This is a genomic window from Bacillus sp. HMA207, from assembly GCF_003402455.1.
Classification (GTDB): Bacteria; Bacillota; Bacilli; order Bacillales; family Bacillaceae_G; genus Bacillus_A; species Bacillus_A cereus.
Window position 1 is genome coordinate 995,974 of the sequence record NZ_BEZT01000001.1, and the last position, 22,649, is coordinate 1,018,622.

A 22,649-nucleotide genomic window follows, 5' to 3' on the forward strand; every position below is an offset into this window, starting at 1 on the left:
ATAGCAAATGGAAGGAGAGTGCTTATGTCTTTAACAAATGAACAACAAGAGCGATTTCAAATTTTGCTCCAGCAGTTGCAAATACCAGACGACCTTATAAATCAATATTTACAAGGCGGTGGTATTGAAAGGCTCGTTATTGATAAAGCGAATAAAAGTTGGCATTTTGATTTACAAGTGCCACGTATTTTGCCTACAGAATTATATGAATTGCTAGAAACAAAGCTTAAGCAATCATTTTCTCATATTGCAAGAACAACATTTGCATTAGAAACAGAGAATAAACAATTTACAGAAGAAGAAGTGAGGGCGTATTGGCCGCTTTGTACGGAACGAATTACATTTTCACCTATGTTCGCATACTTAAAGAAGCAGCTTCCGCAGGTGAATGGAGTGAAGTTGCTAATAAATGTGAATAACGAGCTGGAGTCTACTGCTTTAAAGAAAAACGTTGCGAAACCAGTAGGGGATCAATACGAAGTTTTTGGATTCCCGCGTTTTCAGTTAGACACACATATACAGCAAAATACAGAAGAAATGCAAAAATTTCGTGAACAAACGCAGCAAGAAGACCGCGAGCGTGTTATACAAGCTATGGAAGAAATGGCGAAGAAGCAAGCTGAAGAAAGCAGCGTTGTGTATGAAGGACCGATTACACTCGGGTATCTTATTAAGCCAGATGAAGAGATTACACCGATGCGAGAAATTCAAGATGAAGAAAGAAGAAAAACGGTTCAAGGATATGTCTTCCATGTAGAAACAAAAGAGCTTCGTAGCGGACGTACGTTATTAACTTTAAAAATAACGGATTATACGGATTCTATTATGATCAAAATGTTCTCGCGTGACAAAGAAGATATTCCAATGCTGCAATCCTTGAAAAAAGGAATGTGGGTGAAAGCGCGTGGTTCTGTTCAAAACGATACATTCGTTCGAGATTTAGTAATGATTGCAAATGATATTAATGAAATAACAGGACCGTCTCGTAAAGATAAAGCACCAGAAGGCGAAAAACGAGTAGAGCTGCATCTCCATACTCCGATGAGTCAAATGGACGCTGTCACTCCAGTTTCTAAGCTTGTTGCTCAAGCTGGTAAATGGGGACATGAGGCTATTGCGGTTACAGACCATGCCGTGGCTCAGTCTTTCCCAGAGGCGTATTCTGCGGGGAAGAAGGCTGGAGTTAAAGTTATATATGGTGTAGAAGCAAATCTAGTTAATGATGGTGTACCGATAGCGTATAACGAAGCGCATCGTTTACTTGCAGAGGAAACGTATGTTGTTTTCGACGTTGAGACGACAGGTTTATCAGCTGTATACGATACAGTCATTGAGTTGGCTGCCGTAAAAGTAAAGGGTGGCGAAATTATTGATCGCTTTGAATCTTTCGCAAATCCACATCAACCATTATCAGCGACGATTATTGAATTGACAGGTATTACAGATGATATGTTAACTGATGCACCTGAAGTGGACGAAGTGTTTAAAAAGTTTGAGGAATGGATGGGCGACCATACACTTGTTGCCCATAACGCGAGCTTTGATATGGGCTTTATTAACGTAGGTTTTAAAAAGGCTGGACTAGAAAAAACGAATAACCCCGTTATTGATACGTTAGAACTTGCACGATTCTTATTCCCAGAAATGAAAAATCATCGATTAAATACGATGTGTAAAAAACTTGATATTGAATTAACACAACATCACCGTGCGATTTATGATACAGAAGCGACGGGATATTTACTTGTGAAAATGTTGAAAGACGTAATTGAAAAGGGATTTGAATATCACGATCAATTAAATGATAGCATGGGACAAGGGGATGCGTATAAGCGTGGCCGTCCAAGTCATATGACGTTACTTGCCACATCAGATGTTGGATTGAAAAATTTATATAAACTTGTTTCATATTCTCACCTTAATTACTTTTACCGTGTACCACGTGTGCCGAGGTCACTATTAAAAAAATACCGTGAAGGAATTTTAGTAGGAACGGCTTGTGATAAAGGTGAAGTGTTCGAGGCAATGATGCAAAAGGCACCTGAAGAGGTAGAAGAAATTGCCCAGTTCTATGATTACATTGAAGTAATGCCTCCAGAGGTGTTGCGTCATTTAGTAGAACGTGAACTTGTTCGAGACGAAGGTCAATTAAAAACAATTATTTCTAACTTAGTAAAACTAGGTGAGACGTTAGATAAACCAGTTGTTGCTACAGGAAACGTGCATTATTTAGACCCTGAGGATGCAATGTATCGTAAAATTTTAGTCAGTTCGCAGGGCGGAGCCAATCCGTTAAATCGACATTCATTACCGCCAGTACATTTCCGGACAACTGATGAAATGTTAGAATGTTTTTCATTCTTAGGTGAAGACAAAGCGAAAGAAGTTGTTGTAACAAATACACAAAAGATTGCGTCATTAATTGGTGATGTGCATCCAGTAAAAGACGATCTATATACACCGAAAATTGAAGGTGCTGATGATGAAACGCGTGATATGAGTTATAAAATGGCGCGTAGCATTTATGGTGAAGAGCTACCGGAAATTGTAGAAGCACGTTTAGAAAAAGAATTAAAAAGTATTATTGGGCATGGATTCGCCGTAATTTATTTAATTTCACATAAGCTTGTGAAAAAATCGTTAGTAGACGGATATCTAGTAGGTTCGCGTGGATCGGTAGGGTCATCATTTGTTGCAACGATGATGGAAATTACAGAAGTAAACCCATTACCACCACACTATGTATGTCCGAAGTGTAAGCAATCAGAATTCTTTAATGATGGTTCTGTAGGTTCTGGTTTTGACTTACCAGATAAAGAATGCCCTGCTTGTAATATTCCATATGTAAAAGATGGACATGACATTCCGTTCGAAACGTTCCTTGGATTTAAAGGAGATAAGGTACCCGATATCGATTTGAACTTCTCCGGGGAATACCAACCACGTGCCCATAACTATACGAAAGTACTGTTCGGTGAAGACTATGTATATCGTGCAGGAACGATTGGTACAGTTGCGGAAAAAACTGCTTACGGATATGTAAAAGGTTATGCAAATGATCATAACTTAACGATTCGAAATGCAGAGATTGATCGCTTAGTAGCAGGGTGTACCGGTGTAAAACGTACAACAGGACAGCATCCAGGCGGTATTATCGTTGTGCCAGATTACATGGATATCTTTGATTTCTCACCAATACAGTATCCAGCTGATTCAATTGGTGCTGAATGGAGAACAACGCATTTTGATTTCCACTCGATTCATGATAATTTATTGAAACTTGATATACTAGGACACGATGATCCGACCGTTATTCGTATGTTACAAGATTTAAGTGGTATTGATCCGAAAACAATCCCAACGGATGATCCAGAAGTAATGAAAATTTTCTCTGGTCCAGAATCGTTAGGGGTAACGGAAGAACAAATTAACTGTAAAACAGGTACACTTGGTATACCAGAGTTTGGTACAAAATTCGTAAGACAGATGTTAGAAGAGACAAAACCGACGACATTCTCAGAGTTAGTCCAAATTTCTGGACTATCACATGGTACTGACGTATGGCTTGGTAATGCAAACGAGTTAATTTATAACGGTACATGTACGCTGAGCGAAGTTATCGGTTGTCGTGATGACATCATGGTATATTTAATCTATCAAGGTCTAGATCCATCATTAGCCTTCAAAATCATGGAGTCGGTTCGTAAAGGTAAAGGTGTACCGGAAGAATGGGAAGAAGACATGAAAAATAATAATGTACCAGGTTGGTATATTGATTCATGTAAGAAGATTAAATACATGTTCCCTAAAGCCCATGCGGCTGCTTACGTACTTATGGCTGTACGTATCGCATACTTTAAAGTACATTTTGCACTGTTATTCTATGCCGCATATTTTACAGTTCGTGCAGATGATTTTGATGTAGAGGCAATGGCGAAAGGTTCAGCATCTATACGTGCAAGAATTGATGAAATTGCTCAAAAGGGACTCGATGCTGCGCCGAAAGAGAAGAGTTTATTAACGGTACTAGAAATGACACTTGAAATGTGTGAGCGTGGATACTCATTCCAAAAGGTGGATTTATACCGCTCACATGCAACAGAATTTATTATTGATGGAGATACATTAATCCCTCCATTTAATGCAGTACCTGGTCTTGGCACAAACGCAGCTTTAAGTATTGTAGAAGCACGTAAAAATGGAGACTTCTTATCAAAAGAAGACTTGCAACAGCGAAGTAAGGTTTCGAAAACAATTATTGAGTATTTAGATAGCCAAGGTTGTTTAGGAGACTTACCGGATCAAAACCAGTTATCACTGTTCTAGTAGGTAGGAAAAGTCTTTGCAAATCAACATTTCCTATGATATACTATTAACCGAGATAACCATGTCATGTATATTGTGTAAAGAAAAGAGTGGGGAAACCCACTCTTTCGTGTTACTATCTATGTTTTATCTACGTAGATAGGTAAAAGATTTCTGTCGTATATACATATTTTGTTACAAGTTTTACTTCTTAAATTTGGTAATACTAAGACAGATAATCCCTGCTGAACAGCAGGGGCTTTTGTTAGCTAACGAGAAAGAATAAGATAGACCGTTTTTAAATTGGCGGGGTCTTCTTCTTTTAAATGGTACATGACGGCAGGAAGGAGGCTGTTTATGGATAAGAAAGTCACAGAAGTTGTAGAAGCATTTGCGCAGCCGATCGTTGAAGAGTTAAATCTTGAACTTGTAGATGTAGAGTATGTGAAAGAAGGACAAGACTGGTTCTTACGCGTATTCATCGATTCTGAAAAGGGAGTCGACATTGAAGAATGCGGTGCGGTAAGTGAACGTTTAAGCGAAGCTTTAGATAAAGAGGACCCAATTCCTCATCTTTACTTTTTGGATGTATCATCTCCTGGAGCGGAACGCCCATTAAAGAAAGAAAAAGACTTCCAGCAAGCGGTAGGAAAACAAGTGGCAATTAAAACATATGAGCCGATTGATGGTGAAAAGATGTTTGAAGGAAAGCTGCTTTCTTACGATGGTACAACAATAACATTATTATTAACAATTAAAACACGTAAAAAAGAAATCCAAATTTCGATGGATAAAGTCGCAAATGCGCGACTTGCTGTTACGTTTTAGTTAGAAGGGGGATCTTCATGAGCACTGAGTTATTAGATGCTTTGCTCGTATTAGAATCTGAAAAAGGCATTAGCAAAGACATTATTATTGATGCGATTGAAGCAGCTTTAATCTCTGCTTATAAGCGCAATTTTAATCAAGCACAAAACGTTCGTGTGAGCTTTAACCCAGAAGTGGGAACAATTCAAGTTTTAGCACGTAAAGACGTAGTAGACAATGTGTTTGATCCACGTCTTGAAATTTCTGTAGAGGAAGCAAGACAAATTAATCCAAACTATCAAGATGGTGACGTACTAGAAATTGAAGTAACACCAAAAGACTTTGGTCGTATTGCAGCACAAACTGCAAAACAAGTTGTAACACAACGAGTGCGTGAAGCAGAGCGCGGTGTTATTTACTCTGAGTTTAGTGACCGTGAAGAAGATATTATGGTAGGTATTGTACAACGTCAAGATGCTCGTTTCATCTATGTAAGCTTAGGAAAAGTAGAAGCTTTATTACCTGTAAGTGAGCAAATGCCTAATGAGCAATACAAACCACATGATCGTATTCGCGTATTCATTACGAAAGTAGAAAAAACGACAAAAGGACCACAAATTTACGTATCACGTACACATCCTGGTCTTTTAAAACGTTTATTCGAAATGGAAGTTCCTGAAATCTATGATGGAACTGTAGAAATTCGTTCTGTAGCACGTGAAGCTGGCGATCGCTCTAAGATCTCTGTATATGCAGAGAACACTGATGTTGATCCAGTTGGTTCTTGTGTAGGACCAAAAGGGCAACGTGTACAACGCATTGTAGATGAATTAAAAGGTGAAAAAATTGACATCGTTCGCTGGTCAAATGATCCAGTTGAATATGTTGCAAATGCATTAAGCCCATCACAAGTTGTTAAAGTACTTGTAGATGAAGAAGAAAAAGCGACAACAGTAGTTGTTCCAGACCACCAGCTATCATTAGCTATCGGTAAGCGTGGACAAAATGCACGTCTTGCAGCTAAATTAACAGGCTGGAAAATTGACATTAAGAGTGAGTCTGATGCGAAACAACTTGGTATTGTAACAGAAGAAGATAGCGTAATCGCATTTGGATTCGATTCAGTGGAAGACGAAATCGAATAGAGGTGATGAGTATGAGCAATCGAAAAGTTCCGTTACGAAAATGTGTTGCAACGCAAGAAATGAAATCAAAACGAGAGCTCGTTCGCATTGTTCGTTCCAAAGAGGGAGAAGTGTCCATTGATTTAACTGGGAAAAAATCAGGACGAGGTGCTTACTTGTCGAAGGACAAGGAGAGCATTCTTCAAGCTCAAAAGAAAAATGTTTTGGAACATCATCTAAAAGCGAAAATCGACGGTTCTTTATATGAAGAGCTTCTTGAGCTTGTTGAGAAGGAGTCGAAATAAGTGTCCGATTGGAAATCGTTTTTAGGACTAGCAAACCGGGCTCGGAAAATTATTTCGGGTGAAGAACTCGTTTTAAAAGAAGTACGAAGTGGCAAAGCAAAACTTGTATTGCTATCTGAAGATGCGTCAGTAAATACTACAAAACGCATCACAGATAAAACTACGTACTACAACGTACCAATGAGAAAGGTCGAAAATCGACAACAATTAGGGCATGCGATTGGGAGAGATGAGCGAGTCGTTGTAGCTGTGTTAGATGAAGGCTTTGCGAAAAAGCTGCGTAGCATGCTCGATACAAATTACCGGGGGTGAAGGTATGAGTAAAATTCGAGTGCATGAATATGCAAAAAAACATAATATCTCAAGTAAAGATCTTATGACAAAACTAAAAGAAATGAATATCGAGGTTTCGAATCATATGACAATGTTAGACGATGAAGTAGTAAATAAATTAGATAATGAATATCAAACTGAAAAACCTTCTGTTGCAGATGAGTTTGAAGTAGAAGAAAAAGTTGTTCGCAGTAAAAAGAACAGCAATAAGAAAAAGAAAAAAGGCAAAGGGAACGAAGACAAACGTCAAGAGAACTTTGCTGGTAGACAACAAACTCAAATTGTAGAAACACCAGATAAAATTACTTTCTCTGGAAGCCTTACAGTAGGAGATCTTGCTAAAAAATTAAGCAAAGAGCCATCTGAAATTATTAAGAAGCTCTTCATGCTTGGAATTATGGCAACAATTAACCAAGACTTGGATAAAGATACAATTGAGTTAATTGCTAACGACTACGGTATTGAAGTAGAAGAAGAAGTAATTGTGAGCGAGACTGAGTTTGAAACATTCATTGATGAGCAAGATGATGAAGAGAACTTAAAAGAACGTCCAGCTGTAGTTACAATCATGGGACACGTTGACCACGGTAAAACAACATTACTGGATTCTATTCGTAACTCAAAAGTAACTGCAGGCGAAGCGGGTGGAATTACTCAGCATATCGGTGCATATCAAGTTGAAGTAAACGATAAGAAGATTACATTCTTAGATACACCTGGTCACGCAGCATTTACAACGATGCGTGCTCGTGGTGCACAAGTAACGGATATTACAATCCTTGTTGTTGCAGCGGATGACGGTGTTATGCCACAAACGGTTGAAGCAATTAACCATGCGAAGGCAGCAGGAGTACCAATTATTGTTGCTGTGAATAAAATGGATAAACCAGCTGCAAACCCTGATCGCGTAATGCAAGAACTAACAGAATATGAATTAGTTCCAGAAGCTTGGGGCGGAGATACTATTTTCGTACCAATTTCTGCAATTCAAGGCGAAGGCATTGACAACTTACTAGAAATGATCCTTCTTGTAAGTGAAGTAGAAGAATATAAAGCAAATCCAAACCGCTATGCAACTGGTACAGTAATCGAAGCACAGCTTGATAAAGGTAAAGGAACTATCGCGACATTACTTGTTCAAAACGGTACGCTTCGAGTTGGAGATCCAATCGTTGTTGGAACTTCATTCGGACGTGTTCGTGCAATGGTAAGTGATATTGGTCGTCGTGTAAAAGTTGCTGGTCCATCAACTCCTGTTGAAATTACTGGTTTAAACGAAGTACCACAGGCTGGAGATCGTTTCATGGCATTCGCTGATGAGAAGAAAGCTCGTCAAATTGGTGAATCACGTGCACAAGAAGCTTTAGTTGCACAACGTGGTGAGAAATCTAAATTAAGCCTTGAAGATTTATTCCAACAAATCCAAGAGGGCGATGTAAAAGAAATTAACTTAATCGTAAAAGCAGACGTACAAGGTTCTGTTGAAGCGATGGCAGCATCACTTCGTAAAATTGATGTTGAAGGTGTAAAAGTTAAAATCATTCACACTGGTGTAGGTGCGATTACAGAATCTGATATCATTTTAGCTTCTGCATCTAATGCAATTGTAATTGGATTTAACGTACGTCCAGATGTGAACGCGAAGCGTACAGCTGAATTAGAGAACGTTGATATTCGTTTACACCGTATTATTTATAAAGTAATCGAAGAGATTGAAGCAGCGATGCAAGGTATGCTTGATCCAGAATTCGAAGAAAAAGTAATCGGTCAAGCAGAAGTTCGTCAAACGTTTAAAGTAACAAAAGTTGGAACAATCGCAGGTTGTTACGTAACAGACGGTAAAATTACGCGTGATAGTGGCGTACGTATTATCCGTGACGGCGTAGTAATTTTCGAAGGACAACTTGATACGTTAAAACGTTTCAAAGACGACGTAAAAGAAGTTGCACAAAACTATGAGTGTGGTATTACAATTGAGAGATATAATGATCTTAAAGAAGGGGACATCATTGAAGCGTACATTATGGAAGAAGTGAAGCGATGATTATCGCTTCACTCTCATTCGAGTGTATGATTTACGATGTGCATTCTTTAAAAGAGAAACGTGCAATTTTACAACGTGTGTTAACTCGTGTGAAACAGCGCTATAATGTAGCTGTTTCTGAAGTTGGGCATCAAGATGTATGGCAACGTACAGAAATTGCAATTGTTTCCGTATCCTCAAATCGTGTTATCTGTGAAAAAGAAATGAATCGTGTACTTGAGTACATCGATTCATTTCCTGAAATTGAACGTACAATAACACATTTGGAATGGTATTGAATGAGGTGAAGAGTTATGAAATTACGTGCGAACCGTGTGGGCGAGCAAATGAAAAAAGAATTAGGCGATATTATCAGTCGTAAAATTAAAGACCCACGTATTGGATTTGTTACAGTAACAGATGTACAAGTGAGTGGTGATTTACAAATTGCTAAAGTATATATTTCTGTTTTAGGTGACGAAGAACAGAAAGAAAATACTTTAAAAGGTTTAGCGAAGGCAAAAGGCTTTATTCGTTCAGAAATTGGCCAACGTATTCGTCTTCGTAAAACACCGGAAATTACCTTTGAGTTTGATGAGTCTATCGGATATGGTCATCGAATTGATACACTTTTACATGAAATTAATAAAGACGGTAAACGTGAAGAATAATGGATAGACATTTGTCTATCCATTTTTTCAATGCAAAATAAGTTTTGGATATTTAATACGAAAGAATTATGATGAGGTGAACATATATGGAAGGTGTAGTATTATTACATAAGCCAAAAGGCATGACATCACATGATTGTGTATTTAAATTAAGAAAGATATTGCGAGAAAAGAGAATTGGTCATACGGGAACATTAGATCCAGATGTAACAGGAGTATTACCTATTTGTGTGGGACGAGCAACGAAAATTGCACAATTTTTAACAAGTGAAACGAAAACATATGAAGGTGAAGTAACATTAGGGTTTTCGACGACAACTGAAGACGCTTCTGGTGAGGTTGTTGAAACGAAAAATGTAGATCGTACTATTACTCGTATGGAAGTAGAGAAAGCCCTTGCGGAATTAACAGGCACGATTGAACAAATGCCACCAATGTTCTCGGCTGTAAAAGTAAACGGGAAAAAATTATATGAATATGCAAGAGCAGGACAAGAGGTGGAACGTCCAGTTCGTACAATTACAATTCATGAATTCGTATTACTTGATGATCGTGAAGTTTTTGAAGGTGAAAATATTTCATTCCGTTTCCGTGTAACGTGTAGTAAAGGAACATATGTAAGAACATTAGCTGTAATGATCGGGGAGAAACTTGGTTTCCCATCACATATGTCTCACCTTGTAAGAACGGCATCTGGTGAATTTTTATTAGAAGATTGCATATCATTTGAAGAAATTGAAGAAAACGTGCAAAATGGAACAGTAGAGTCTATCTTCATTTCAATTGATGAAGCATTAAGTAAGTTTCCAAAAATGGTTGTAGATGAAAAGCAAGCAGAGAAAATAAAGAATGGTATGTTCTTAAAGAATGAATTAGAAATAACAGCACCATTTATTACAGTGTTTGATAAAAATGATCGTTGCTTAGCAATTTATGAACATCATCCGAAACATCCTGGCATGTTAAAGCCGATGAAAGTACTTGTGAATAATCAAGAACTAAAGCTATAATGAATTATTGGAAGGATTATTACAGAAAAAGGTGAATTCAAGCGTGAAACTTATTCATTTAACTCATCCACATGAACAAAATAAATTAGAATTACCACCTACTGTAATGGCATTAGGATTTTTTGATGGCATTCATTTAGGACATCAATGTGTAATTCGAACTGCGAAAAAAATAGCGGACGAACGAGGATATAAAAGTGCAGTTATGACATTTCATCCTCATCCATCTGTTGTTTTAGGGAAAAAGGATGCGCATGTGGAGTATATTACACCAATGCGCGATAAAGAAAAAATAGTCGAAAGCTTAGGAATCGATATATTATATGTGATTAAATTTGATGAATCATTTGCAGGGTTATTACCGCAACAATTTGTAGATGATTATATTATTGGTTTAAATGTAAAGCATGTAGTAGCAGGGTTTGATTATTCATATGGACGTTTAGGAAAAGGAAAGATGGAGACTTTACCATTTCATGCAAGAGGGGAGTTTACACAGACTGTGATTGAAAAAGTTGAATTTCAAGAAGAGAAAGTAAGTTCTACAGCATTACGAAAGTTAATTCGAAATGGCGAAATGGAGCAAATTCCATCTATTTTAGGTAGAGCCTATACTGTAGCGGGAACAGTTATACACGGCGACAAACGTGGGCGTCAAATTGGTTTTCCAACAGCTAATGTAGGTTTAAGTGATGAGTATTTATTGCCACCTGTAGGTGTTTATGCAGTGAGATTAAAAGTTCACGATGAATGGTACGATGGTGTATGTAATATTGGATATAAACCGACTTTTAAAGAAGATGAGCGTCAATTATCAATTGAAGTGCACTTATTTGAATTTAACAAAGATATATACGATCAAAATGTTACAGTAGAGTGGCATATGCGTATAAGAGCAGAAAAGAAATTCAACGGTATTGATGAGTTAGTTGAACAAATCGCAAAAGATAAGAAAACAGCACAAGAATATTTTATGAGCGAAAAGAATATACTTGCTTTTTCAAATGAAAAGTAGTATTCTATGTTATGTACTTTATGACAACCATTGCTTGGCATTGCGACTCACCGACGCTTGCTAGGTAATTGGGGGTTTAATTAATAGGAGGTGAAATAGGATGGCTTTAACACAAGAACGTAAAAATGAAATCATTGCACAATTTAGAACTCATGAGACTGATACTGGTTCTCCAGAGGTTCAAATTGCTGTCCTAACGGAGCAAATTAACACTCTAAACGAGCACTTACGTACTCACAAGAAAGATCATCATTCACGTCGTGGTCTATTAAAGATGGTTGGTAAACGTCGTAACTTACTAACTTACCTTCGTAATAGCGATATCACACGTTACCGTGAATTAATCACAAAGCTTGGCTTACGTCGATAGTCAAAGAAGCGGGAATATTCCCGCTTTTTTGTTAGGTAAAAATATATCTTCTACGCTTTATAGCTTACTTAATTTTAGGCAATACTAGAGGTAGAATATTGTGATATACTATCCATTTACATAGAAGAATTGAATACTTTAAATTGAGAGGGGTACTTAAATGAGTCAAGAAAAGCAAGTCTTCTCGATAGATTTAGCTGGTCGCCAGCTAACAGTTGAAACTGGTCAGCTTGCAAAACAAGCGAACGGAGCAGTATTAGTAAGATATGGCGATACAGCGGTTCTATCTACAGCAACTGCATCAAAAGAAGCAAAAAATGTAGATTTCTTCCCACTTACAGTAAACTATGAAGAGCGTTTATATGCAGTCGGAAAAATTCCTGGCGGTTTTATTAAGCGTGAAGGTCGTCCAAGTGAAAAAGCAATTTTGGCAAGTCGTTTAATCGACCGTCCAATTCGTCCGCTATTCGCAGATGGCTTCCGTAACGAAGTACAAGTTGTCAGCATTGTAATGAGTGTTGATCAAGATTGTTCTTCTGAAATGGCAGCTATGCTTGGTTCTTCATTAGCGTTATCGATTTCAGATATTCCATTTGAAGGTCCAATCGCTGGTGCGACAGTTGGCCGTATTAATGGCGAATTCGTTATTAACCCAACAGTAGAACAGCAAGAACAAAGTGATATCCACTTAGTTGTAGCTGGTACGAAAGATGCGATTAACATGGTTGAAGCAGGAGCAGATCAAGTACCTGAAGAAACAATGTTAGAAGCAATTATGTTTGGTCATGACGAAATTAAACGTCTAATTGCATTCCAAGAAGAGATTGTACAAGCTGTAGGTAAAGAGAAATCAGAAGTGAAACTTTATGAAGTTGACGCTGATCTTAACCAAGCTGTACGTGAAATGGCTGAAGAAGATATGCATTCAGCAATTCAAGTACATGAGAAACATGCACGTGAAGATGCAATTAACGAAGTGAAAAAGCGTGTTATTGAGCATTACGAAGCGCAGGAAGCTGACGCTGATACATTAGGACAAGTAAATGAGATTTTATATAAAATTGTAAAAGAAGAAGTACGTCGTCTTATTACAGTTGAAAAAATCCGTCCAGATGGCCGTAAAGGTGACGAAATCCGTCCATTAGCATCAGAGGTTGGTATTTTATCTCGTACACACGGTTCTGGTTTGTTCACTCGTGGACAAACACAAGCATTAAGTATTTGTACATTAGGTGCATTAGGCGATGTGCAAATTTTAGATGGTCTTGGCGTAGAAGAATCAAAACGTTTTATGCACCATTACAATTTCCCATCATTTAGTGTTGGTGAAACAAGACCAATGCGTGGACCAGGTCGTCGTGAAATCGGTCACGGTGCACTAGGAGAACGCGCACTTGAGCCTGTAATTCCATCTGAAAAAGATTTCCCATACACAGTACGTCTTGTATCTGAAGTTTTAGAATCAAATGGTTCTACTTCACAAGCAAGTATTTGTGGTAGTACTTTAGCAATGATGGATGCTGGTGTTCCACTTAAAGCTCCAGTTGCAGGTATTGCAATGGGTCTAGTTAAAACTGGTGAGCATTACACAATTTTATCTGATATTCAAGGTATGGAAGATCATTTAGGTGATATGGACTTTAAAGTAGCAGGTACAGCACAAGGTGTAACTGCACTACAAATGGACATTAAAATCGATGGTCTATCTCGTGAAATTTTAGAAGAGGCATTACAACAAGCGAAAGTTGGTCGTGTGCACATTCTAAATCATATGTTATCTGTTATTCCAGAGCCACGCACTGAATTATCAGCGTACGCTCCAAAGATTATTACAATGACAATTAATCCAGATAAAATCCGTGACGTTATCGGACCGAGCGGTAAACAAATCAATAAAATTATTGAAGAAACTGGCGTTAAAATTGACATCGAGCAAGATGGCACAGTATTCATTTCTTCAATAAACCAAGAAATGAACGACAAAGCTAAGAAAATTATCGAAGATATCGTTCGCGAAGTACAAGTAGGTGAAATCTACGAAGGAAAAGTGAAACGTGTTGAGAAATTCGGTGCTTTCGTTGAATTATTCAGCGGTAAAGATGGATTAGTTCACATTTCTGAACTTGCACTTGAGCGTGTAGGTAAAGTAGAAGACGTTGTAAAAATCGGTGACGTAATTACGGTTAAAGTTATCGAGATTGACAAGCAAGGTCGCGTAAATCTATCTAGAAAAGTATTGCTAAAAGAAGAGCAAGAAAAAGAAGCTGCTAAAGAAGAAAACAAACAAGAGCAGCAATAAGTAAAAGCCAGTTTAACTGGCTTTTTTTGTTATGTAAAAAACATGATGTTCAATATATTTTTATGTCGGTATAGGTATAGTTTTCATTATAACGCTCAAATTAACAAAGATAAGAAGAAAATGTTTTTATATAGTTAATTTGGGAGGGTTTATATGAAAGTTCGTATATTGGCATACATATGTATATTTTCTTTATATGTCAGTTTAGGCTCTTATTCTGTTTTTGCGCAAGATAACTTGCATGAAGAAATTCAAAAGCATGCAAAACAGTATGAGATTGCACCTCAAAATGCGATGATTGATAAAATATGGAAGGCAACACCTGGATATAATGGAAGACAAGTGGATATTGAAGCATCGTATAATAATATGAAGAAGCTAAAGGAATTTGATCAAAAATATCTTGAATTCAAAGAAGTCTCACCGAGTGTTCATTTAGAAGATTTATCACCAGCTCCAATTTATAGAGGGCATCCAAATAAAAAGATGGTAGGATTAACAATAAATGTGGCATGGGGAAATGAGTATTTGCCTCGCATATTAGAGATATTGAAAAAGCATGATGTGAAGGCCACTTTCTTTTTAGAAGGACGTTGGGTGAAAGAAAATTTGCGATTCGCAAAAATGATTGTCGATGCAAAACAAGAAGTTGGAAATCACTCATACACACATCCAAATATGAAAACGTTATCGTCTGATGAAATACGAGAGCAGTTACAAAAAACAAATCGAATGATAGAAGTAGTAACGAATCAAAAAGTAAGATGGTTTGCCCCGCCGAGTGGAAGTTTTCGAGATGAAGTCGTAAAGATTGCAGATGATTTTCAAATGGGAACGATTATGTGGACTGTAGATACGATTGATTGGAAGCGACCTGAGCCGGATGTACTATTGCAGAGAGTAATGAGAAAAATACATCCAGGTGCTATCATATTAATGCATCCTACTTCGTCTACAGCAGAGGCTTTAGATATAATGATTACAAAATTGAAGGAACAAGGATATAAAGTGGGGAATATAACTGAATTACTGGATGAAAAACGTGTGGATTAAATACATTTGCATGACATTCATCCTTAAACTTGTTATCATTAAATAATAGCGTTTTATTTAGAGAAACTGGCAGTAGGAGGAAAGTTTTTGATTAAAAAATATACTTGTAAAAATGGTGTAAGAATAGTTATGGAGAATATACCAACTGTAAGATCGGTTGCAATTGGTATTTGGATCCATGCGGGATCAAGAAATGAAAATGAAAAAAATAATGGGATTTCTCACTTTTTAGAGCATATGTTCTTTAAAGGGACAGAAACACGTAGTGCACGAGAGATTGCAGAATCATTTGATAGCATTGGTGGTCAAGTGAATGCATTTACTTCAAAAGAATATACATGTTACTATGCAAAAGTATTAGATGAGCATGCTAAATATGCTTTAGATGTTTTAGCAGATATGTTCTTTAATTCAACATTTGATGAGGAAGAACTGAAAAAAGAGAAGAATGTCGTATGTGAAGAAATTAAAATGTACGAAGATGCTCCAGATGATATTGTGCATGATATGTTAACGAAAGCAACATATGAAACGCATCCACTTGGATATCCTATTTTAGGAACAGAAGAAACGCTTAATACGTTTACAGGTGATACGTTACGTCAATATATAAAAGATCATTATACACCTGAAAATGTAGTTGTATCAATCGCAGGAAATATTGATGAAGCATTTTTACAAACAGTGGAGCAATATTTCGGTAGTTATGAAGGAACAACAAACCGTGAACAAGTACATAGCCCAATTTTCCATTTCAATAAGGTAGCCCGTAAAAAAGAAACGGAACAAGCTCATTTATGTCTAGGATATAAAGGCTTACAAATGGGACACGAAGATATTTATAACTTAATTGTATTAAATAATGTTTTAGGCGGTAGCATGAGTAGCCGTTTATTCCAAGAAGTACGTGAGCAACGTGGATTAGCTTACTCAGTATTTTCTTACCACTCTTCTTATGAAGATACAGGCATGTTAACACTTTACGGTGGAACAGGTAGCCAACAATTAGATACATTGTATGAAACAATGCAAGAAACATTAGAGACATTGAAAAATACAGGTATTACAGAAAAAGAGCTTATGAATAGTAAAGAGCAATTAAAAGGAAACTTAATGTTAAGTTTAGAAAGTACAAATAGCCGTATGAGCCGTAACGGTAAAAATGAATTGCTTCTTCGTAAACATCGTTCACTTGATGAGATTATTGAAAGTGTAAACACTGTAACAAAAGAAAATGTGGACGGATTAATTCGCAATATGTTTACTGACGAGTTCTCTGCGGCACTTATTAGTCCAGACGGAAAACTTCCAAAAGGAATAAAACTATAATCAATTTTTACGATGTATAAAAAATAACCTTCTCTCTTTTTAAATGAGAGAAGGTTATTTTTTTTATACATATAGAATAGGTACTAATTATAGACAATGCAAATGAAAAATTCATTAGGGGAGTGGAGTGTGTATGCGATTAAGTGAATTAAGTGGTAAAGAGGTTGTAGATATAGAAAAAGCGGAAAAAATGGGAGTCTTAGGTTATATGGATTTAGAGATTAATGAGAAAGACGGGCAAATACAAACACTTATAATACCTGTAGGGAAGTGGGGAGGTTTTAAAAAGGAACCACAAGAAGTAAGGGTGGCATGGAGTCAAATAAAGAAAGTCGGACACGATATGCTTCTTTGTGATAGTATAGATCGTTCAAATTCGGAGTGAAGGATGGCCATTTTGGTCATCTTTTTTTGTATCTACATAGAAACCTGATAAATCATATGTGCATTTGGATTTTCAATCACCATAAACTCGTACATTACATATGATGTGGAGGAAAAAGAAAAAGTAGGCACTTTTCTTATAAATGACAGAAAAAGAAGGTGAATTAGGGAATGTTGACTGAGATGCATATTGCTGTCATAGGAGGAGATGCAAGACAGCTAGAAGTAATTCGTAAGCTAGTTGAATTGGATGCGAAACTTTCTTTGATAGGTTTTGATCAGTTAGATCATGGTTTCACAGGGGCAGCAAAAGAAAGTATACAAAATTTAGATTTCACTTCTGTAGACGCAATTATTTTGCCGGTTGCCGGTACAAATGCCAAAGGAGAAGTAGATACTATTTTTTCAAATGAAAAAGTTTCAATAACGAAAGAACAAATTGAAAATACACCAGAACACTTTACTATATATTCAGGTATTGGTACACCTTACTTGGAAAATCTCGTATCTACTACGAACCGAAAACTTGTTAAATTATTTGATCGTGATGATGTAGCAATATACAATTCTATTCCAACGGTAGAAGGTACATTAATGATGGTAATTCAACATACCGACTATACAATTCATGGGTCCAATGTAATGGTTCTAGGATTTGGTAGAACAGGAATGAGTGTTGCGAGAGCATTTCAATCATTAGGAGCCCATGTCAAAGTTGGAGCAAGACGATCTGAACATATTGCACGTATTACAGAAATGATGTTTTCTCCTTTTCATATGCAAGACATAGAGAAAGAAGTAGGAAATATCGATATTGTAATTAATACGATTCCGCACCTCGTTGTAACAGCGAATGTTATTGCAAAAATGCCAGCTCATACGTTAGTGATTGATTTAGCTTCTAAACCAGGCGGTACCGACTTTAGATATGCGGAAAAAAGAGGAGTCAAAGCATTGCTAGCACCTGGATTACCAGGTATTGTTGCCCCAAAAACGGCTGGGCAAATCTTAGCAAATGTTCTTTCTCAGTTATTAGCAGCAGATGCAATCGCAAAGGAGGAGGAAAAGAAATGAGTTTGAAGGGGAAACGAATTGGTTTCGGATTTACAGGTTCACATTGTACGTATGAGGAAGTTATGCCGCACTTAGAAAAATTAATTGCTGAAGGAGCAGAAGTACGTCCTGTTGTTTCATACACTGTTCAATCAACAAATACTAGATTTGGAGAAGGAGCAGAGTGGATTAAGAAGATTGAAGAAATAACAGGTTTTAAAGCAATTAATTCAATTGTTGGAGCAGAGCCACTTGGACCTAAAATTCCATTAGACTGCATGGTAATCGCTCCTTTAACAGGAAATTCTATGAGTAAATTTGCAAATGCAATGACAGATTCTCCAGTACTAATGGCAGCAAAAGCGACGCTAAGAAATGGCAAGCCTGTCGTATTGGCGGTTTCGACGAATGATGCTTTAGGGTTAAATGGGGTAAATCTCATGCGCCTAATGGCAACAAAAAACATCTACTTCGTCCCATTCGGTCAAGATGCGCCAGAGAAAAAACCCAACTCAATGGTAGCTCGTATGGAGTTACTGGAAGATACAGTATTAGAAGCGCTGCAAGGGAAGCAATTGCAACCGGTGGTCGTAGAAAAATTCAGATATATGAATTAAAAAACGAAAAAAAACGGACAATTTTTGATGAAACCATCATTCTTACTGTAGAATATGATAAAATTAACGTTATTAAGATTAGAAGGGGTATTGTATACTCCTTCTGATTCTAAGTTATAGAAGGATTGGTATCTAGAAAGGGGCATAGTGATGGAAAAGCAAAAAACTTTTCATGTCGCTGTAGTTGGAGCAACCGGCGCAGTTGGTGAACAAATGTTAAATACTTTAGAGAAACGAGAATTTCCAATCGGGAAATTAACGTTACTTTCATCTAAACGATCTGCAGGTAAGAAACTTGTATTTAAAGGCGAAGAATTTACAGTTCAAGAGGCAACTCCTGAAAGCTTTGAAGGAGTAGATATTGCACTATTTAGTGCTGGTGGATCTGTATCGAAACAATTAGCGCCAGAAGCAGCAAAACGCGGTGCGATTGTTGTTGATAATACAAGTGCATTCCGTATGACAGAAAACGTGCCACTTGTTGTACCTGAAGTAAATGAAAACGACTTAAAAGAACATAATGGTATTATTGCAAATCCAAACTGTTCTACAATTCAAATGGTAGTAGCTCTTGAGCCAGTTCGTCAGCAATATGGTTTAAAACGAGTAATCGTTTCCACATATCAAGCTGTATCAGGTGCTGGTGCGGCAGCTATTGAAGAACTGCATGAACAATCACAAGCAATCTTAAATGGCGAAGAAGTTAAGGCAAATGTTCTTCCTGTATCAGGTGATAAGAAGCATTTCCCAATTGCTTTTAATGCGATTCCACAGATTGATAAATTCCAAGATAATGGATTTACGTTTGAAGAAATGAAAATGATTAACGAAACGAAAAAAATTATGCATATGCCTGAATTAGAAGTAGCGGCAACATGTGTACGTTTACCAGTTGTATCAGGACACTCTGAGTCTGTTTACATCGAAGTAGAAAAAGAAGGCGTAACAGTAGCAGAATTAAAGAGCTTACTTGCAAATGCGGAAGGTATTGTTCTACAAGATAATCCAGAAGAGCAGTTATATCCAATGCCAGCTACTGCAGTAGGTAAAAACGAAGTATTCGTTGGAAGAATCCGTAAAGATTTAAATAACGATAAAGGATTCCATCTTTGGGTCGTATCTGATAACTTATTAAAAGGCGCTGCATGGAATTCTGTTCAAATTGCAGAGCGCTTAGTAAAATTACAATTAGTGTAAACGGCTAAGAGAAGGTGCAAAATATGAAAATAATTGTTCAAAAATTTGGTGGCACATCAGTACGTGATGACAATGGACGTAAGCATGCGCTTCATCATATAAAAAAATCATTAGCTGCTGGTTATAAAGTAGTTACTGTCGTATCTGCTATGGGCCGTAAAGGTGAACCATATGCAACGGATACGTTATTAAGTCTTGTAAATCAAGAGGAATCTACTATTTCTAAGCGTGAGCAAGATTTATTATTATCGTGTGGAGAGTTAATCTCTGCAATTGTTTTCTCTAATATGTTGAATGAGAACGGTATAAAAGCAGCAGCATTAAATGGTGCACAAGCTGGTTTTGTAACGAATGATGACTTTACGAATGCAAAGATTATTGAAATGAATTGCGATCGTATACATGAAGAGTTAGAAAATGTAGATGTAATCGTCGTTACAGGATTCCAGGGACAAACGAAAAAAGGTGATACGACAACACTTGGACGCGGAGGTAGTGATACTTCAGCTTCAGCATTAGGTGTTGCACTTCATGCTGAATACATCGATATATTCACTGATGTAGAAGGTGTTATGACTGCGGATCCTCGTATTGTAAAAGATGCACGTCATCTTCAAACTGTAACGTATAACGAAATTTGTAACATGGCTTATCAAGGTGCGAAAGTCGTTCATCCACGTGCAGTTGAAATTGCGATGCATGCAAAAGTGCCACTTCGTGTACGTTCTACGTATTCTGATAGTGAAGGTACGCTTATTTCAGCATATGACGGTGCTACAAGAGGTCGTGATGTAGAAGAACGTCCTGTTACAGGCATTGCCCACGTATCAAACGTAACGCAAATTAAAGTGCTTGCAAAAGAAACGGCATATGATTTGCAACAACATGTGTTTAAAGAGATGGCGAACGAAGGAATAAGTGTTGATTTAATTAATATTTCACCTACTGGCGTAGCATATACGGTGAGTGATAATGTATCAAGTCATGCAGTTAAATTATTACAGAACCTTGGATATGAGCCAATTGTGACAGAACATTGTGCGAAAGTATCTATCGTTGGGGCTGGAATGGCAGGATACCCAGGGGTTACTGCGAAAATCGTTACAGCTTTAGCGGAAAAAGGTATTCAAATCCTGCAATCGGCAGATAGTCATACAACAATTTGGGTTCTTGTAAAAGAAACTGATTTAGTGGAGGCTGTAAATGCATTACATAGTGCGTTTGAGCTTTCAAAAGAAAAGCAACTGGAACAATAAGGAGTGAGACCATGATAGATTTTGGGACAATTGCAACCGCGATGGTAACACCGTTTGATATAAACGGGAATATCGATTTTGCAAAGACAACGAAATTGGTAAATTATTTAATTGATAACGGTACAACAGCAATCGTGGTAGGAGGAACGACAGGAGAATCTCCTACATTAACTTCAGAAGAGAAAGTAGCGTTATATCGCCATGTCGTATCTGTTGTCGATAAAAGAGTGCCCGTAATCGCTGGAACAGGTAGCAATAATACGCATGCTTCTATTGACTTAACTAAAAAGGCAACAGAAGTTGGTGTGGATGCAGTAATGCTAGTAGCACCGTATTATAACAAACCGAGTCAAGAAGGAATGTATCAGCATTTTAAAGCAATTGCTGAAAGCACGCCGCTTCCGGTTATGCTATATAACGTTCCAGGACGATCTATTGTACAAATCTCCGTTGATACAGTTGTTCGTTTATCAGAAATAGAAAACATTGTTGCTATTAAAGATGCCGGCGGCGATGTGTTAACAATGACAGAAATCATTGAAAAAACAGCGGACGACTTTGCGGTATACAGCGGTGATGACGGTTTAACGTTACCAGCTATGGCAGTTGGAGCGAAAGGTATCGTTTCGGTAGCCTCTCATGTTATCGGAAACGAAATGCAAGAAATGATTACAGCATTTCAAGCAGGAGAATTTAAGAAGGCACAAAAATTACATCAATTACTTGTAAGAGTAACTGATTCATTATTTATGGCGCCAAGTCCAACTCCAGTAAAAACAGCGTTACAAATGGTTGGATTAGATGTAGGTTCTGTACGTTTACCACTTCTTCCATTAACAGAAGAAGAAAGAGTAACGTTACAATCTGTAATGCAATCTATCCCTCGTTAATAAAAAATGACCTAGTGTAGAACTAGGTCATTTTTTATTATATGCAAATCTTTTCCTCTTTTTCTCACTTATATGTGTTCTTATAAGAATATTAATCGCTTCTTCATTATGTGTATAAGAAAATAATCGTACCCCTTTAACTGAGTCAAAAAATGATAGATATTATGGCATAAACGTAATAAACTACGGTGTCTGTTTTTAGAGAAATCCCCTCAAATGTGACGTAATTCATAAAAAAACTCCATTTTGTAAGTGTTTTTGTTGGATTCTAGAAAAATAAATCTTGAAACTTCCTATTATGAAATGAATTTAGCGTATGTATGGCTAGTTCTTAAAAATAATATGGAGTATAAAATCGGAGTAAATATAAAGGAAATACGTTCGATACTTTTGTTGTCATTCCGTTCTTTTACTCTTTCTTTCGCACGATTTAACTTGTGTTCTATTTCTTGTATCAGGTATAATATGGCTAAGTAGCTTAGTACGGGTATGCTTAGCAAAATTGGGAAAAATTATAATTTAATTAAATTTTCATATCATATCGAATAAGATATTTGATTTATATAATGAAAGAGAGGTGAAACCTGGTTTAAAAAATAAACAAGGAC

20 protein-coding genes are annotated in these 22,649 nt (G+C 37.1%); all 20 read left to right on the forward strand.

The features are described 5' to 3' along the window. Positions 1-24 precede the first annotated feature (24 nt). On the forward strand, positions 25-4,326 hold the full coding sequence (locus HMAS_RS05455; RefSeq protein ID WP_000060005.1) for a PolC-type DNA polymerase III: 4,302 nt from the start codon (positions 25-27) through the stop codon (positions 4,324-4,326). A 336-nt stretch (positions 4,327-4,662) separates the two neighbouring features. Then, entirely contained in the window at positions 4,663-5,133 is a 471-nt protein-coding gene (gene rimP / locus HMAS_RS05460) for a ribosome maturation factor RimP (RefSeq protein ID WP_000359096.1), read from the forward strand. 17 nt (positions 5,134-5,150) lie between these two features. Next, positions 5,151-6,257, forward strand: a complete 1,107-nt coding sequence (gene nusA / locus HMAS_RS05465) for a transcription termination factor NusA (RefSeq protein WP_000102604.1) — start codon at positions 5,151-5,153, stop codon at positions 6,255-6,257. Between the two features lie 11 nt (positions 6,258-6,268). Next, positions 6,269-6,541 carry an RNase P modulator RnpM gene (gene rnpM / locus HMAS_RS05470; protein ID WP_000071127.1) on the forward strand — a complete coding sequence of 91 codons (273 nt, stop codon included), beginning with the start codon at positions 6,269-6,271 and terminating at the stop codon, positions 6,539-6,541. Further along, the gene (locus HMAS_RS05475) at positions 6,542-6,853 is read left to right on the forward strand and encodes a YlxQ family RNA-binding protein (protein WP_001286523.1); all 312 of its coding nucleotides are present in this window, start codon (positions 6,542-6,544) and stop codon (positions 6,851-6,853) included. It abuts the gene before it with no gap. Between the two features lie 4 nt (positions 6,854-6,857). Further along, positions 6,858-8,918: a translation initiation factor IF-2 gene (gene infB, locus HMAS_RS05480; protein WP_000036343.1), complete on the forward strand. Its 2,061-nt coding sequence runs from the start codon at positions 6,858-6,860 to the stop codon at positions 8,916-8,918. Next, positions 8,915-9,196 carry a DUF503 domain-containing protein gene (locus HMAS_RS05485; protein ID WP_000582363.1) on the forward strand — a complete coding sequence of 94 codons (282 nt, stop codon included), beginning with the start codon at positions 8,915-8,917 and terminating at the stop codon, positions 9,194-9,196. Before infB ends, HMAS_RS05485 begins: the two co-directional genes overlap by 4 nt. A gap of 15 nt (positions 9,197-9,211) precedes the next feature. Then, the gene (gene rbfA / locus HMAS_RS05490; protein WP_000776437.1) at positions 9,212-9,568 is read left to right on the forward strand and encodes a 30S ribosome-binding factor RbfA; all 357 of its coding nucleotides are present in this window, start codon (positions 9,212-9,214) and stop codon (positions 9,566-9,568) included. Between the two features lie 86 nt (positions 9,569-9,654). Further along, positions 9,655-10,578 (forward strand): tRNA pseudouridine(55) synthase TruB, encoded by a 924-nt coding sequence (gene truB / locus HMAS_RS05495; protein WP_000399350.1) that lies wholly within the window; start codon positions 9,655-9,657, stop codon positions 10,576-10,578. A 43-nt stretch (positions 10,579-10,621) separates the two neighbouring features. Beyond that, positions 10,622-11,593 carry a bifunctional riboflavin kinase/FAD synthetase gene (gene ribF / locus HMAS_RS05500; RefSeq protein ID WP_000766706.1) on the forward strand — a complete coding sequence of 324 codons (972 nt, stop codon included), beginning with the start codon at positions 10,622-10,624 and terminating at the stop codon, positions 11,591-11,593. 100 nt (positions 11,594-11,693) lie between these two features. Then, a complete protein-coding gene (gene rpsO, locus HMAS_RS05505) occupies positions 11,694-11,963 on the forward strand; it encodes a 30S ribosomal protein S15 (RefSeq protein WP_001229392.1) in 270 nt (89 codons plus the stop codon). Between the two features lie 160 nt (positions 11,964-12,123). Next, a complete protein-coding gene (gene pnp / locus HMAS_RS05510; protein ID WP_000076737.1) occupies positions 12,124-14,262 on the forward strand; it encodes a polyribonucleotide nucleotidyltransferase in 2,139 nt (712 codons plus the stop codon). A gap of 153 nt (positions 14,263-14,415) precedes the next feature. After that, positions 14,416-15,315 (forward strand): polysaccharide deacetylase family protein, encoded by a 900-nt coding sequence (locus HMAS_RS05515; protein ID WP_000868224.1) that lies wholly within the window; start codon positions 14,416-14,418, stop codon positions 15,313-15,315. 87 nt (positions 15,316-15,402) lie between these two features. Continuing rightward, positions 15,403-16,644, forward strand: a complete 1,242-nt coding sequence (locus tag HMAS_RS05520; RefSeq protein ID WP_000592996.1) for a M16 family metallopeptidase — start codon at positions 15,403-15,405, stop codon at positions 16,642-16,644. Between the two features lie 133 nt (positions 16,645-16,777). Then, complete coding sequence (locus HMAS_RS05525; RefSeq protein WP_001239759.1) at positions 16,778-17,029, forward strand: YlmC/YmxH family sporulation protein; 252 nt, start codon at positions 16,778-16,780, stop codon at positions 17,027-17,029. A gap of 170 nt (positions 17,030-17,199) precedes the next feature. After that, positions 17,200-18,102, forward strand: coding sequence for a dipicolinic acid synthetase subunit A (gene dpaA, locus HMAS_RS05530; protein ID WP_000954735.1), 903 nt, complete (start codon positions 17,200-17,202; stop codon positions 18,100-18,102). Then, positions 18,099-18,698, forward strand: a complete 600-nt coding sequence (dpaB, locus tag HMAS_RS05535; protein ID WP_000053596.1) for a dipicolinate synthase subunit B — start codon at positions 18,099-18,101, stop codon at positions 18,696-18,698. Before dpaA ends, dpaB begins: the two co-directional genes overlap by 4 nt. Positions 18,699-18,848: 150 nt before the next feature. After that, positions 18,849-19,895 carry an aspartate-semialdehyde dehydrogenase gene (asd, locus tag HMAS_RS05540; protein ID WP_000414846.1) on the forward strand — a complete coding sequence of 349 codons (1,047 nt, stop codon included), beginning with the start codon at positions 18,849-18,851 and terminating at the stop codon, positions 19,893-19,895. Positions 19,896-19,918: 23 nt separating this feature from the next. Then, positions 19,919-21,151: an aspartate kinase gene (dapG, locus tag HMAS_RS05545; RefSeq protein ID WP_000692451.1), complete on the forward strand. Its 1,233-nt coding sequence runs from the start codon at positions 19,919-19,921 to the stop codon at positions 21,149-21,151. Positions 21,152-21,162: 11 nt separating this feature from the next. Beyond that, positions 21,163-22,041, forward strand: coding sequence for a 4-hydroxy-tetrahydrodipicolinate synthase (gene dapA, locus HMAS_RS05550; protein ID WP_000564763.1), 879 nt, complete (start codon positions 21,163-21,165; stop codon positions 22,039-22,041). Positions 22,042-22,649: the final 608 nt, after the last annotated feature.

Bases quoted from the DNA above. Each gene is read 5' to 3' on its own strand.
- pnp (WP_000076737.1), top strand. From the start codon at position 12,124: ATGAGTCAAGAAAAGCAAGTCTTCTCGATAGATTTAGCTGGTCGCCAG.
- infB (WP_000036343.1), top strand. From the start codon at position 6,858: ATGAGTAAAATTCGAGTGCATGAATATGCAAAAAAACATAATATCTCA.
- dapA (WP_000564763.1), top strand. From the start codon at position 21,163: ATGATAGATTTTGGGACAATTGCAACCGCGATGGTAACACCGTTTGAT.
- asd (WP_000414846.1), top strand. From the start codon at position 18,849: ATGGAAAAGCAAAAAACTTTTCATGTCGCTGTAGTTGGAGCAACCGGC.
- rpsO (WP_001229392.1), top strand. From the start codon at position 11,694: ATGGCTTTAACACAAGAACGTAAAAATGAAATCATTGCACAATTTAGA.
- dpaB (WP_000053596.1), top strand. From the start codon at position 18,099: ATGAGTTTGAAGGGGAAACGAATTGGTTTCGGATTTACAGGTTCACAT.
- dapG (WP_000692451.1), top strand. From the start codon at position 19,919: ATGAAAATAATTGTTCAAAAATTTGGTGGCACATCAGTACGTGATGAC.
- dpaA (WP_000954735.1), top strand. From the start codon at position 17,200: ATGTTGACTGAGATGCATATTGCTGTCATAGGAGGAGATGCAAGACAG.
- truB (WP_000399350.1), top strand. From the start codon at position 9,655: ATGGAAGGTGTAGTATTATTACATAAGCCAAAAGGCATGACATCACAT.
- HMAS_RS05485 (WP_000582363.1), top strand. From the start codon at position 8,915: ATGATTATCGCTTCACTCTCATTCGAGTGTATGATTTACGATGTGCAT.
- HMAS_RS05525 (WP_001239759.1), top strand. From the start codon at position 16,778: ATGCGATTAAGTGAATTAAGTGGTAAAGAGGTTGTAGATATAGAAAAA.
- rnpM (WP_000071127.1), top strand. From the start codon at position 6,269: ATGAGCAATCGAAAAGTTCCGTTACGAAAATGTGTTGCAACGCAAGAA.
- rimP (WP_000359096.1), top strand. From the start codon at position 4,663: ATGGATAAGAAAGTCACAGAAGTTGTAGAAGCATTTGCGCAGCCGATC.
- nusA (WP_000102604.1), top strand. From the start codon at position 5,151: ATGAGCACTGAGTTATTAGATGCTTTGCTCGTATTAGAATCTGAAAAA.
- HMAS_RS05515 (WP_000868224.1), top strand. From the start codon at position 14,416: ATGAAAGTTCGTATATTGGCATACATATGTATATTTTCTTTATATGTC.
- HMAS_RS05455 (WP_000060005.1), top strand. From the start codon at position 25: ATGTCTTTAACAAATGAACAACAAGAGCGATTTCAAATTTTGCTCCAG.
- rbfA (WP_000776437.1), top strand. From the start codon at position 9,212: ATGAAATTACGTGCGAACCGTGTGGGCGAGCAAATGAAAAAAGAATTA.